Raw genomic sequence first — 13,025 nt, 5'->3', positions numbered from 1 at the left:
GGGCGGGACTACGAATTTATAATGAATTCTGTCCTGCTCCTTTATTTTTGGCTTTGTTTATATTTTATTGTGAGACTTACTAACGCTTATTACATGTTGTAAAAAGAAATGTTTAACGCTTCTTAACTTATGGCTCCAGAAGTTTAAGTTTGTATGTGTCTATGCTTTGTAACGTGCCATTTTGTTGTTGATGTATGATGTGTTGTGCTGTGATATTTGTTGGATTGTTAACACCAACTGCTGCTGCGATGTTGTATAAGCCTTCATGTAGACTTGTGATGTAATTGGTTACGCGAAATGTTTTTTCTTCTACAATGAGCGCTTTTTCCTTTTTAGGATCTGTCGTAGCAACACCTACTGGACATGTGTTGAGGTGACATTGTTGACTCATAATGCAGCCGACACTAATCATCATGCCTCGAGCAATATTAACTAAATCAGCGCCTAATCCGAGTGCAATGGCGATTTTGTCGGGTGTGATTAGCTTGCCTGAAGCAAAAATCTTAATTTTATCCCGTATACCATAGCGTTCAAGCATGCCAGACACAATAGGAAGTGCTGTAAATAATGGTAGGCCAACGCCATCTTGTAATTCTTGAAAAGTAGCGCCCGTACCACCTTCGCCACCATCAACAGTAATAAAACTAGGATACTTATCTAAACGTATCATTTCTTTCACTAATATTTCAATTTCATCAACATGACTCACTACAATTTTAAAGCCAACTGGTTTTTGTCCAAGCTGTTTAAGTTCATCAACAAAAATGATTAATTCTGCTGCATTTGAAATAAAGTTAAAACGGTTTGGTGAATTAATTGTTTGAAACGGTTTGACATTGCGTATTTGTGCAATCTCTTCAGTCACTTTATTTCCTTCCATATGACCGCCACGGGTCTTGGCACCTTGTGCAAGTTTAAGCTCAAATGCTTTGATTGCCGATTGATTCACTAATTTTACAAATTCATCTTTACTAAAATTTCCCTCTTGATCACGGACACCAAAAAGGCCAGGTCCTATTTGAAAAATAATATCCCCACCACCGGACAAATGATAATCAGATAAGCCACCTTCACCTGTGTTCATCCATGTGCCAGCACGTGCTAACCCCTGAGATAGTGCTGTTATGGCACGTTGACCTAATGCACCATAACTCATGCCAGATTGTCCAACTAAACGTTTAACGATGAACGGATGTGCTAAATCATTGCCGATGACGACAGCATGCTGATCATCAAGTTGAAATGGTTTAATATCAGCTGGTTTGCGATGTTCGTCTCGTTTAAATAACCGCTCATTATCAACTTGATAAATAAATGTAGAAATCATATGTTGGTTATCAATAACTAGTTCAGTTGACTGTAATGGAAACATTGCATTTTGTATGTAAAACCCATGTTCATAGTGCTTCAACGTACCAAAACTGGTCATTCTTGAGTTATATTTTCCGGCAATAACAATATTTTTATAGTCGACACGTGAGAACGGCTTGCCTTCGGTATCATTAGCATATAAGTATTGACGCATTTCGGGACCAATTTTTTCTGAAAAATAACGAATTCTTCCTAATAAAGGGAAGTTCCTTAATACGCTATGTTGTTTCTGATGTTTGTCTTTAAAGAGTAACCACAGCCCTAATAAAACAACGAATAATAGACAGCTTACTATAATAACATTTACAATAAATTGCATTGTTGTTAATATCATTCTTTATCCCCCCGTTATCTCTGTAATGATTATTGTACATTATTTATATGGAAAAACAATGTAATGTTCCACTAATATAAGGATACAAGTTAATGATCATTAAGCATAAAAGTAGTACAACGTTTAAATATGACATATGAGAAATATAGTGACTGTCTATTTTTTAAAATTGATTTACTTATTTTTTAATGTCAAAATAATTAACATTTTCATAATTTAAGGAACATGGTAAAGTGAAATGTGAACAATACGCGGAGCATGGTATCAGCACGATGTTGGTAGCCATGTGATAGCTTCAAATGAATGAGGTGACCTATGCAGACATTAAATACATATAATACACGACAACCCATTGATGCGCACGTAAAGAAACGATTGTTTTGGGTAATTCCAGTTTATGTCTTCTTAAAGGTTCTCATGCCTATCATCATAGTATTTGGCGTCTATGGTATCTGGGCGGTATTAACACAAGATAAACCAACACAAGTTATTTATCCCATTGTATTAACATTGAGTTTCATTGTTGCGGAAATTGTGACGTTGAAATGCTTTTTCTTCTTGTATCAGCAGAAATTAAGAACAATTTATCAACGTTTAAGTAGTGATATCAAACCTATGCTATGGCCAATCGTCATTGTAAGTTGTTTAACATTATTGGCTTATTATGGCGGTCAATGTATAGCACATCATCTTAACCAACCTTGGGGGTTTCAACACAGTCAATCTGAGCAGTACTTATCTGGTATGTTTACGCATCCTCACGCATTACCATTTGTCTGGGTATCGATGGTTGTCTTAAGGCCGTTGGTTGAAGAACTGATTTTTCGCCATTTATTCATACACGAATTAGCGAAGTGCATACCCATGGTAGTTGCCATGATATTCAGCATCATTGCCGATGTTGTAGCTCATTCCTATCATTATCATTCTGTTCTGGAAATTGGAATTTACAGCCTTATTCCTATAGGTGCTGTTATCATATATAGATGGTCACAACAAAATTTATTAGCAGCATATGTATATCATAGTATGACGCAATGTATCATTTTTCTAGTGCTTAGCTACCAAAGTTATCTTTAAGCATAAATTAAAGGAGTTTATTATGAATCATAGAATGACAAAAAATAACAGAATTTCATCAATGACATATCATCAAAATCCTTGGCGACAGCCCCAGATGGTTAAACGTGATTTCTTACTGATACTTGTATACGTATTAGGTAATATGTATTTGCCATTTATATTAGCTGACGCAATCAATTGGTTATCATTTACTTTATTGCATCGGCCAAGTGGTTTAACTTATACTTCACAACTTTATGCTTTATTGGCACAATTATCTGTAGTTTTGATTTTTTGGGCCTTACATTATCGTGCACTTTTAAACACTGCAATCGCTCGTGTGAAGCAATTACAACGATATATTTATCTCATGATTATCGTCTTGTTGGTCATGTATGTAGCGAATATCGTCTATGCCAACGTAATGCAATTTTTACCAGAACATTGGCAATTTCATGATACGCAGAATGAACAAGAAATTAGAAAACTATTTAGTAATATCAAGGTATGGCCGTTATTATTTTTAAATATTGTAATTATTACACCAATAGTTGAAGAGCTGCTATTTCGTCATTTATTAATTCATGAATTAGGTAAGAAATTGTCATATCCAGTAATGTCGATTATTTCAATCCTGCTATTTGCTGGTATTCATGTCACTGACGCAACATCGCCATTTGAAATCGGACCTTATTTAATTATGGCAACCAGTTTTGTGGTGGCATATAACATGAGTGGTCGCAATTTAGCAGTAACAATAGCGTTACATAGTTTTAATAACTTACTTTCATTTATTTTGACACTATTACAATTTTTATAATTATTGTAAAGGCTAAGAAACATCATTATTACATGCTTAACCATAGTTTTTTGTTGTTAATTCGTCATTGATGATACCTGAAAATAAGGTACGATAGTAGTAAGACATAATAAGGAGCGATGTTACGTGTTATTAGAAATTAAACATCTATGTTATCAAGCAACACGTCGTACAATTTTAGACAATATCAATTTCCAATTGAAAAAAGGGGAAACTGTAGCCATTGTAGGACCTTCAGGAAGTGGGAAGAGCACTTTGTTAAAACAAATAGATAACTTAATCAGTCCGACAAGTGGCGAATTATTATTAAACGATAAACCGTTCGATGCATATGAACCAGAAGTATTGCGCTCGAAAATAAGTTATCTGATGCAACAAAGTGAACTTTTTGGCCAAAATATTGGTGATAATATGCGTTTTCCAGCGATGGCCCATTCTGATGAGTTTGATGAAACTAAAGCGCTACAATTACTTCAACATCTTAATTTAGGACATTATAATTTAAATACACGCATCGAACATTTATCAGGCGGTGAGCGACAACGTATTACCATAGCTAGACAGTTGATGTATCAACCCGAACTATTATTATTAGATGAAGCGACTAGTGCCTTGGATACCGCCAATAAGCGAATTGTAGAACAGCTCGTGTTCGATTTAGCCAAGACCGGTGTAGGTGTTATGTGGATTACACATAGTGATGATCAGAGCATGCGTCATTTCGACAGACGAATTACGATTGTTGATGGTCAAATTACTAAGCAAGAGGAGTTGAAGCACAATGAGTAATACAGCCATTTGCTTAACGGCATTATTGTTAATCATACCGATTGCCATTTCGTATAAAGAAGGCTTACATATTATTAAAGATTTAGTTGTAGCGTCACTACGTGCGACCATCCAATTGCTTATCCTAGGTTTTCTATTGCATTATATTTTTGAAATAGATGCCACGTGGTTACTCTTACTTGCAGTATTTATCATTATAATTAACGCTTCATGGAATACATTACATAGGGCTTCAAAAGTGATGCATCACGTCTTTTGGATTTCACTCATTGCGATTATCATTGGGACAGCTATTCCATTGACGGCTATTATTTTGACAGGTGCGATAGACTTTAAACCAAATGAAGTCATTCCAATCAGTGGTATGTTGGCAAACAATGGGCTTATAGCTATTAATTTGGCATATCAGCATTTAGACCGTGCCTTTGTTAAAGATGTAAATGATATTGAATCTAAGTTAACGTTAGCTGCATCGCCAAAACTTGCGTCTAAAGATGCTGTACGTGATAGCATTCGATTAGCGATTGTTCCAACCATTGATTCAGTTAAAACATATGGTTTAGTGTCAATTCCTGGGATGATGACAGGCTTAATTATAGGTGGCACACCGCCATTAGAAGCGGTCAAATTTCAATTGCTTGTTGTCTTTGTTCATACGACGTCTACCGTGATGTCAGCGTTAATTGCTACTTATTTAAGCTACGGTCAATTCTTTAATGCGCGTCATCAGTTGGTTGCACGTGATAATGACATTGTTGATGAAGCATAATGACATCGTCTATAGCATCTAGAAGCATTTTAATGATTGTTTTCACATATCTGAATAAATCATAAGTTAGGATGTATTCAGAAGATTCTTGTATCAGTGTAAGTTGAACAATGTAATCATTTTTGAAGAAAAGGTACCTCTTTAATTTAGTTAAGATGTCTATACTAAATTAAATGAAAGGGCCTTATTTTTAAAAAAAAATATTTAAACATATGTAAGCGAAGTGTTTTGGTTGGGTGCTTGCGAAAGCAGTATAAGATGAAAAAAGCGCAAAATTACAAATACTGTCGATTAAGGTGGGCTGAAGCTATTCTCAAAGAAAGCGAGTTAATAAAACGTTATATTAGCATAAAAGAAGCCAGGAAATGCATTTGTGACAACACATTTACTGGCTATGATGCTTCAGTTGTGATTTCCCAGATTTTATAATTTTGGCGTTGATGTTATAGGTCTATAATCCTAGGATGAATAATTTAGTCACTTCAATGATGTTAGCTTTTGTCTTGTAACATAATATGAAAGTGAACGCCTTGCGCTGTTGGTTGTAATTGTATTGTTCCATGGTGATAGTTGACGGCATCATTGATGATGGATAAACCGAAGCCATGGCTTTCGCGATCTTTCTTAGTTGTATATGTTTCCTGAACTAATGATTTAAAATCAGTATGTGGCAGTCCAATACCATCATCTAAATAATCGATAATGAGCTGTGTACCGTATACCTTCAACTGGATTTGAATATGTGGATTCTCATTATTATGTTCAAGACTATTATTGATTAAATTAATCATTAGACGTTCAAAATAAAGCTTATTGCCATAAAATGTCTTGTGTGATGCTGTGTGAAAGTATACGTCTATATTGTCATAGCCAATCACATTAATCACTTTATTCATCGTTGATTCAACGGGGAAAAGCTCTTTACTATACTGTATCTGGTTGGTTTCAATATCAAATGTTTGATTTAAACTTTCTAACAGTTCAGTCATAAATGAGGCTTTTTGTGTAATTAAATTTACATATTGTTGTGTTTCACTATCGGCATGTATTAATTTCGCATAACCATAAATGGTTGTTAAAGGTGATTTTAAATCATGGGAGACTTGGCTAATCCATTTAGATTTATAATAAGTCATTTGATTATGATAAAATTTATCATTTAATAATTGCTGTGTTAGATGTGACAAACTGTGATGTAATTCTGGATAAGTATTAATAAAACGCTTCAACTTACTTTTTGTGGTAGGTTGGTACAATTTACCATGTGCTAGATGGTTAATCCAATGAATATAATAAGACATTGGTTTTGTTACACGCTTTGTTACAAAGAATGTAGCAATAACAATTAATACAATACTGAGTAACACATAAATCATTAAAACAGTTAAATAGAACTTTCCACTATTTTCAAATCCTTTGCCCAATTCATCATCATCTAATATAGGTTTAGGGTTGGGATTCTTAATAAAGCTAAGATGATGCTGATTTAATTTATAGTCCCATTTATTATAATCTTGAGTAACAATGCTCTCTAATAGTTGATCTGTCTTAATTTGACGTGCATTGTTAACACGAGTTGTTGATTGATTTGGATAAAAATAGACCATATACGTGCCTTTCTTATTTGATACAGCATGTGCATAACGCAAATTTTTAAGAATTCGAGACTTCAAGTTTTGTCCTTTTTTTGTATGAGGATATAGTATATTTCCCGCAGTATCCGTAAAATAAAGCGAAACGTTGTGTTCGGCTGCCAAATCCTTTATATGTTGATTGGGTTCTTTGACAATATCATTTGCAATTAAATAATCAGGATCAATAGTATTGATATCACTATATATGCGGTCATAAGTTTCAATTAACAAATATACTACGAATACGACACCTAAAATAATATTCGCAAGCATAAATAATGTCATATATTTTGAAAATTTAAAATTAAAACGTTTATTCATAGGCATCTTCCTTATAAATATAACCTTTACCGCGTACGGTTTGAATAAAGGTAGGTTGATTAGGTTGGCGTTCTATCTTTTTACGTAATGTCCGAATGTGAACCATTAAAGTATTATCATCTACACCGGTATCATAGCCCCAGACATGCTCATATAATTGCTGTTTTGTCAGTACTTGATTTTTATGACGGATAAAATAAATAAGCAAATCATATTCGCGGGCAGTTAATGGTACAGAATGTCCATTTACTTGGACATCCATGCTGTTAAAGTCGATATCTAAATAATCATAGTGGTAAGTTGTGCAGGCATCTGAATGAAGATGTAATGAAACCCGATAATACAGCTCCATTGGATCAAAGGGTTTTTTAATGTAATCTACGGCTCCTTTTTCAAAGCCTTTATATACATCCAAATTGGTATCTTTGGCTGTAACTACGATAACATTAGTCACCGATAAATCAATATATTTGAGCAATTGGTAGCCATCCTCAGCGTGTAAATTTAAATCTAGTAATACAACTTGAAAGTTAAAGTCATGCAGTAAGGTCTTTGCATGGTCAATGTCATAAGCCACTTTTATTTGTTTAATTCCTTTAGTCGTAAGGGACAATTTCATCAGTTCATTAATATCTTTATCATCTTCAACAATTAGGACATCTATTGTCATATATAACACCTCACACTCTATCATATTAAACTTTAGCTAATTAAACTATATGCTTTTTACATATTTAAGGAAGAATTAAGCTGATAATAAATTGAAGTTAAAGTATCTTGATTATACTAAAGTTATTATTAAGCTTATTAGAAAAGGGGATATATAAATGAAAATAGTAGCTTATACTTCTGGTTTTATTGCTACGGTGTTATTTCTATTTAATATTTTACGGTTTGTCTTTGCATGGTTTGAAGCACGCTTTCATTTAAACTTTGGTATTGATTTATTATTACACAATTCATATGTCATCTATGGTGCGTTAATCGGTTTTGCGATTGCCATGATTACCATGACCATCACGGAGGACTATTTAGATGAGTCTGATCGTATATAAATGGGAGTTATATACAAAAAAGAATAATTTATTATATAATGAAACAGTTACGACATAAACAGTGTTAGACGTAGCTGTTTTTTTATTATGCAATACAAAATGAATGATAGAAAGGAGAGAAACAAAGTGTCAGTCATGCGTGTTGCAACATTTATTCTTAGTGTTTTTATTGTTGGAATGGTAGAAATGATGGTTGCGGGAATCATGAATCTAATGAGTGCTGATTTGCATGTGTCTGAAGCGGTTGTCGGGCAATTGGTCACGCTATATGCATTGACTTTTGCTATTTGTGGACCTATATTAGTTAAATTAACTCATCGCTTTAGTGCAAGATCGGTACTGTTATGGACGTTGCTTATATTCATTATAGGTAATGCTATGATTGCTTTGGCGCCTAATTTCACTATACTCGTTATAGGTCGCATCCTATCATCTGCTGCTGCTTCGCTTATTATTGTAAAAGTGTTAGCCTTAACCGCCATGTTAACCCTTCCTAAAAATCGTGGGAAAATGATTGGCGTTGTATACTCTGGATTTAGTGCGGCTAATGTTTTCGGTGTGCCACTTGGAACCATGATTGGGGATATAGTAGGTTGGCGTTACACCTTTCTATTTATTATTGTCGTTAGTGTGCTAGCAGGTATATTGATGCTGTATTACTTACCACATCAAAGAGAACTTCAACAGGTGGCTGGTACAGAGCAGTCAAATGGTACAGAAGCATCTGATGTGCCTTCAAAAATTATTAGACCGCAAGAAGTCGTCAAATTTATCACAATTACCTTTTTAATACTTGTGGCAAATTCAGCCACATTTGTTTATATTAATCCCTTGATATTATCACATGATTATACATTGCGCTTTGTCTCTGTTGCATTACTAATGAACGGTGTCGCTGGTGTTATAGGCACTTCACTTGGTGGGGTGTTTGCTGATAAATGGACAAGTAAGCGCTGGCTTACGATATCAATCGCAGTCTTTGTTGTTATGATGGTGCTATTGAATATAATATTACCTTATGCAGCTTTATTATTAATCGGTATTTTTGTATGGAATATTATGCAATGGAGCACTAATCCCGCCATTCAAAGTGGTTTGATTGAGCAAGTTGAAGGGGATACAAGCCAGGTTATGAGTTGGAATATGTCAGCATTGAATGCAGGTATTGGTATAGGAGGAATGATTGGCGGCTTAGTTGTATCGCAATGGGAGGTCTCATTTTTACCCTATGTCAGTGCTGCGATAGGACTTGCTGGACTTATCATTACTTTAGCTTTACGCAATCATTATATTAATAATTAGCAGTAAATGTCTGAGACATCATTATGTTTTAGGCTATGGAATCTATATCGGCAGTAGTTGACTGGATTGAAAATACGCGTATACCAAGCTTTTTCAATCTTAGTCAACCTTGCCGGGGCGGGACAGCGAATTCATAATGAATGCTGTCCCGCTCCTTTACTTATATACATATGGTTGCTGGTGTGTTGCAGAATAAGGTTGCCAATGACATGTTCCTGTGCGAGCAAATTGCGCTAAATCACGTATCATTTGCCTGCTTAGTCGTCGGACATGCGTTAATTGTGATACTTGGTGTGCAGCTAAGATGTCCATTTTACCGAACCAAAAGATAACATCTAAAATATGATACGCACTTCCGTAGTCATGATGAAGTGGTATGCACCAATCAAAACGTGCTAACCATGCCTGGTTAGTTGTGCTGAAATGCTTTAAAAAGTGCAATGCAGGTGCTAAAAAATAAGAATATGTAATGATTTGTGACTGTTGTACTGCACTTTGCACGTCATGTGGCTTAACATATATATCATATAAGGCCATCACTTCTGTAAAGCGTCTAGGCGTGAGCTTATGTTCTTCGCCAGTAATATAAATATCTCCTTCATCATGTGTGGTGCATACGAGCATAGGTTTACGATTTTTTTGGAGAGGTAGAGACATGTCACTTGTAGCTATTGGTGCGTAAATTAGTTCTAATCCTTTCGATTTACCACGCGCTTGTTCATCGTCATCCATAAGCTGTAATAGCTGGGAAGAATGTAATAACGTAATATCATGATGACCATAGCGCTGTTCCATTAATTGTTCAAAATGTCTTACTTTCGTCGTTCCTACATCAGCACTGTCTAATTTGAGCGTACCACTTAATAAGATGACTTGTTTAAAGTAGGTAACTGCGTGAGGCATTTGCATTAATGCCATAATAGACATACTGCCTGCAGATTGTCCCATTAAAGTCACATTATTTGGGTCTCCGCCAAAAGAGTCAATAAATGTATGCACCCATTTTAATGCGGCGAGTTGATCAGATAAACCGTTATTTTTATCATAATTTGCATTAAAATAGGACCAATCTAAATAACCTAAGGCGCCCAAGCGATAATTGAAGGTCACTACGATGACATCTTCTTGCGCTACGATATGTTCTGGTGTATAGAGTTCAGCAGTGCTATGTCCGTTGATAAATCCACCACCGTAAAAGTAAATAATTACTGGCTTAAGGTAATTGTCATTAGCTTGACGCCAAATGTTTAAATATAAACAATCTTCATCTTGAACAAAAGATCTAGGTGTCGAAGAAAAAAAGGTTTCAAGCTTATTTTGTGGTTGGGGTGGGATGGCTTGAACACGCATTGCTTGATATGGGGAGGACCATGATGTCTTAAGTTGTGCATGCTTAAAACGCATTGATCCGATTGGCGCATGCGCGTAAGGAATACCAAGAAAGCAATCTATCCCATCACTTGTTGTACCTTCAATAGCGCCGCCAGCTGTTTTGACGATGACCATGACTATACACGCTCCTAATATGATACTTACTGTTACTATAACATATCCTATAGTTGCAATTGCTCTGGTGTCAGGCTAATATGAACTTAAATTGATAAAAATAAAGAAAGGGGCGAAGTGATGGATAAAAAGCAGACCAACGCACAAGTTGAAGCGTTTTTGCGTAAAGATAGCCAATGGCAATCGGCATATCAATATTTAAGAACACTTATTTTTAATGAAACAGAATTAGAAGAACAGTATAAATGGATGCACCCATGTTATACATTAAATAATAAAAATGTCGTGCTCATTCACGGGTTTAAACACTATGTAGCATTATTATTTCATAAAGGCGCTTTACTCGAAGATCAATATGGTACATTGGTACAACAAACAGAAAAGGTCCAAGCAGCGAGACAGCTACGCTTTACTTCTTTAAAGGAAATAGAACAACGTCGTGATGAGATTCTATACTATGTTAAACAAGCAATCCAGGTTGAACAACAAGGTAAAACAGTGACGTTGAAAGAGACTGCAGACTATGAGATGCCTGAAGAATTAGCCTCTAAATTTGATGAGATGCCCGAATTAAAGACGGCATTTGAAAGTTTAACACCAGGTCGTCAACGCCAATATATGTACTATATTGGTCAAGCAAAACGTAGTCAAACTCGTCATAATAGAGTGGAAAAATATGTGAATCATATATTAGATGGTAAAGGCATGATGGATTAGTAAATATATTAGAAAGAAGATAGACAGTGAAGTTGAGATTTCTAATTGGTTGAACAACAAATTATGAGGGCAGTAAACAAGCTTAATTTGAAAAAAGCTTATAGGAAAAGACGGTTGAATATGCCATTCAACCGTCTTTTCCTATAAAATAAATACATTAGTATTATTTTTGGTCGCCATTTAATTTTACTAATATTTTAGCTTGTGATTTATCATTTACAAGTTGTTCGAAACCTGATTCAACAATGTCTTGTAATTCGATTTCATCCGTTACGACTGATTTAACATCCAAGCTACCGCTAGCGATTAAGTCAACGGTTTGTTGGAATGTCGTTGGTGTATAAGCAATAGTTGAAGTTAATTTCACTCCAGAGTTTGTTAATAACATTGGATCAAATTCAACCGGGTGCGCAAAGATAGAGATGATGACTACTGTCCCACGTGGGCGAGTGACTTCAACAGATTGTTGTAACGTAACGCCGACGCCAGCAACTTCAAAAGTGACATCAACACCGTTGTCAGTGTGTTCGTTGATGTATTCAACAGGATTAACTTTACCAGAATTAACGACGTGAGTTGCACCTACTTCTTTAGCTTTAGCTAAGCGTTCTTCAGATAAATCAAAGACATAGATTTTACTTGCGCCAGCTGCTTTAGCAGCGACAACTGTTAATAATCCAATTGGACCAGCACCAAAGACAGCTACTTTATCACCAAATAATAAGTTGCCTTCTTTGACAGCTTGTACTGCAACGGCTGTTGGTTCAACTAAAGCACCTTCTCTAGCTGAAACATTGTCAGGTAATGCGTAAACATTTTCTTCTGGTGCATTTGTAAACTCAGCAAATCCACCATCAGATCCCAACCCAATAAATGAATAACCATCATAAAGATCGATATTTTCTTCTTTTTCATGTCGAGACACGGTAGGGTTCACAACAACACGATCCCCTTTTTTGTATTTAGTTACGTCTTTACCTACTTCTTCAACTACGCCTGAAAATTCATGGCCTAACGTCACTGGTGCAGTTTGACCTAATAAAGGGTCAGGTTGTTCTGTAGAAATAAAGACAGGACCTTCTAAATACTCGTGTAAGTCCGTACCACAAATCCCCGTCCATGATACTTTAACCTTCACTTCATTATCTTTTAATACTTTTGGTTCACGATCTTCCACGCGAACATCTTTTTGACCATACCATACTGCTGCTTTCATAATTAGACATCTCCTCAATTTTGAATCCTTAGTATACATATAGAGTAATACTAATTTATGAAATATTCAAACTATTTTGGCGAATAATAATAAATTTATATTTTATCTAAGCTGGAGCGAATTTTTTTC

12 protein-coding genes are annotated in these 13,025 nt (G+C 35.3%); 7 read left to right on the top strand and 5 right to left on the bottom strand.

The window, feature by feature from the left end; genetic code table 11:
• Positions 1–127: 127 nt before the first annotated feature.
• Positions 128–1,705: an FMN-binding glutamate synthase family protein gene (locus tag HMPREF2864_RS09370; RefSeq protein WP_070545470.1), complete on the bottom strand. Its 1,578-nt coding sequence runs from the start codon at positions 1,703–1,705 to the stop codon at positions 128–130.
• Positions 1,706–2,020: 315 nt separating this feature from the next.
• On the opposite strand from HMPREF2864_RS09370, the gene HMPREF2864_RS09365 reads away from it, so the two are divergent.
• From HMPREF2864_RS09365 to fetB, 4 genes are all read left to right on the top strand, one after another.
• Positions 2,021–2,785, top strand: coding sequence for a CPBP family intramembrane glutamic endopeptidase (locus HMPREF2864_RS09365; RefSeq protein WP_002478662.1), 765 nt, complete (start codon positions 2,021–2,023; stop codon positions 2,783–2,785).
• Between the two features lie 22 nt (positions 2,786–2,807).
• Complete coding sequence (locus HMPREF2864_RS09360) at positions 2,808–3,587, top strand: CPBP family intramembrane glutamic endopeptidase (RefSeq protein ID WP_002460360.1); 780 nt, start codon at positions 2,808–2,810, stop codon at positions 3,585–3,587.
• A 126-nt stretch (positions 3,588–3,713) separates the two neighbouring features.
• The gene (locus HMPREF2864_RS09355) at positions 3,714–4,376 is read left to right on the top strand and encodes an ABC transporter ATP-binding protein (RefSeq protein ID WP_002460359.1); all 663 of its coding nucleotides are present in this window, start codon (positions 3,714–3,716) and stop codon (positions 4,374–4,376) included.
• Positions 4,369–5,145 carry an ABC transporter permease gene (gene fetB / locus HMPREF2864_RS09350; RefSeq protein WP_002478664.1) on the top strand — a complete coding sequence of 259 codons (777 nt, stop codon included), beginning with the start codon at positions 4,369–4,371 and terminating at the stop codon, positions 5,143–5,145. The genes HMPREF2864_RS09355 and fetB overlap by 8 nt, the downstream gene beginning before the upstream one ends.
• Before the next feature lie 491 nt (positions 5,146–5,636).
• Here the strand turns inward: fetB and HMPREF2864_RS09345 are convergent, their stop codons facing one another.
• Both HMPREF2864_RS09345 and HMPREF2864_RS09340 read right to left on the bottom strand, forming a co-directional pair.
• On the bottom strand, positions 5,637–7,100 hold the full coding sequence (locus HMPREF2864_RS09345; protein WP_012990729.1) for a HAMP domain-containing histidine kinase: 1,464 nt from the start codon (positions 7,098–7,100) through the stop codon (positions 5,637–5,639).
• Positions 7,093–7,770, bottom strand: coding sequence for a response regulator transcription factor (locus HMPREF2864_RS09340; RefSeq protein ID WP_002478666.1), 678 nt, complete (start codon positions 7,768–7,770; stop codon positions 7,093–7,095). The genes HMPREF2864_RS09345 and HMPREF2864_RS09340 overlap by 8 nt, the downstream gene beginning before the upstream one ends.
• 157 nt (positions 7,771–7,927) lie before the next feature.
• Between HMPREF2864_RS09340 and HMPREF2864_RS09335 the strand changes: the two genes are divergently transcribed.
• Both HMPREF2864_RS09335 and HMPREF2864_RS09330 read left to right on the top strand, forming a co-directional pair.
• Positions 7,928–8,155: a hypothetical protein gene (locus HMPREF2864_RS09335; RefSeq protein WP_002460355.1), complete on the top strand. Its 228-nt coding sequence runs from the start codon at positions 7,928–7,930 to the stop codon at positions 8,153–8,155.
• Between the two features lie 126 nt (positions 8,156–8,281).
• A complete protein-coding gene (locus HMPREF2864_RS09330) occupies positions 8,282–9,457 on the top strand; it encodes an MFS transporter (protein WP_002492478.1) in 1,176 nt (391 codons plus the stop codon).
• A gap of 156 nt (positions 9,458–9,613) precedes the next feature.
• Here the strand turns inward: HMPREF2864_RS09330 and HMPREF2864_RS09325 are convergent, their stop codons facing one another.
• Positions 9,614–10,963: a carboxylesterase family protein gene (locus HMPREF2864_RS09325; RefSeq protein ID WP_070572195.1), complete on the bottom strand. Its 1,350-nt coding sequence runs from the start codon at positions 10,961–10,963 to the stop codon at positions 9,614–9,616.
• Positions 10,964–11,083: 120 nt separating this feature from the next.
• On the opposite strand from HMPREF2864_RS09325, the gene HMPREF2864_RS09320 reads away from it, so the two are divergent.
• Positions 11,084–11,680 (top strand): YdeI/OmpD-associated family protein, encoded by a 597-nt coding sequence (locus tag HMPREF2864_RS09320; protein ID WP_002460352.1) that lies wholly within the window; start codon positions 11,084–11,086, stop codon positions 11,678–11,680.
• 163 nt (positions 11,681–11,843) lie between these two features.
• On the opposite strand, the gene HMPREF2864_RS09315 is transcribed toward HMPREF2864_RS09320, so the two are convergent.
• On the bottom strand, positions 11,844–12,896 hold the full coding sequence (locus HMPREF2864_RS09315) for a 2,3-butanediol dehydrogenase (RefSeq protein ID WP_070545466.1): 1,053 nt from the start codon (positions 12,894–12,896) through the stop codon (positions 11,844–11,846).
• Positions 12,897–13,025 lie beyond the last annotated feature (129 nt).

Origin of the sequence: Staphylococcus sp. HMSC059F04, assembly GCF_001812565.1 — a bacterium.
Lineage (GTDB): Bacteria > Bacillota > Bacilli > Staphylococcales > Staphylococcaceae > Staphylococcus > Staphylococcus lugdunensis.
This window is presented reverse-complemented; position numbering and strand designations above follow the sequence as displayed.

Bases quoted from the DNA above. Each gene is read 5' to 3' on its own strand.
- HMPREF2864_RS09370 (WP_070545470.1), bottom strand. From the start codon at position 1,705: ATGATATTAACAACAATGCAATTTATTGTAAATGTTATTATAGTAAGC.
- HMPREF2864_RS09365 (WP_002478662.1), top strand. From the start codon at position 2,021: ATGCAGACATTAAATACATATAATACACGACAACCCATTGATGCGCAC.
- HMPREF2864_RS09360 (WP_002460360.1), top strand. From the start codon at position 2,808: ATGAATCATAGAATGACAAAAAATAACAGAATTTCATCAATGACATAT.
- fetB (WP_002478664.1), top strand. From the start codon at position 4,369: ATGAGTAATACAGCCATTTGCTTAACGGCATTATTGTTAATCATACCG.
- HMPREF2864_RS09345 (WP_012990729.1), bottom strand. From the start codon at position 7,100: ATGAATAAACGTTTTAATTTTAAATTTTCAAAATATATGACATTATTT.
- HMPREF2864_RS09340 (WP_002478666.1), bottom strand. From the start codon at position 7,770: ATGACAATAGATGTCCTAATTGTTGAAGATGATAAAGATATTAATGAA.
- HMPREF2864_RS09335 (WP_002460355.1), top strand. From the start codon at position 7,928: ATGAAAATAGTAGCTTATACTTCTGGTTTTATTGCTACGGTGTTATTT.
- HMPREF2864_RS09325 (WP_070572195.1), bottom strand. From the start codon at position 10,963: ATGGTCATCGTCAAAACAGCTGGCGGCGCTATTGAAGGTACAACAAGT.
- HMPREF2864_RS09320 (WP_002460352.1), top strand. From the start codon at position 11,084: ATGGATAAAAAGCAGACCAACGCACAAGTTGAAGCGTTTTTGCGTAAA.
- HMPREF2864_RS09315 (WP_070545466.1), bottom strand. From the start codon at position 12,896: ATGAAAGCAGCAGTATGGTATGGTCAAAAAGATGTTCGCGTGGAAGAT.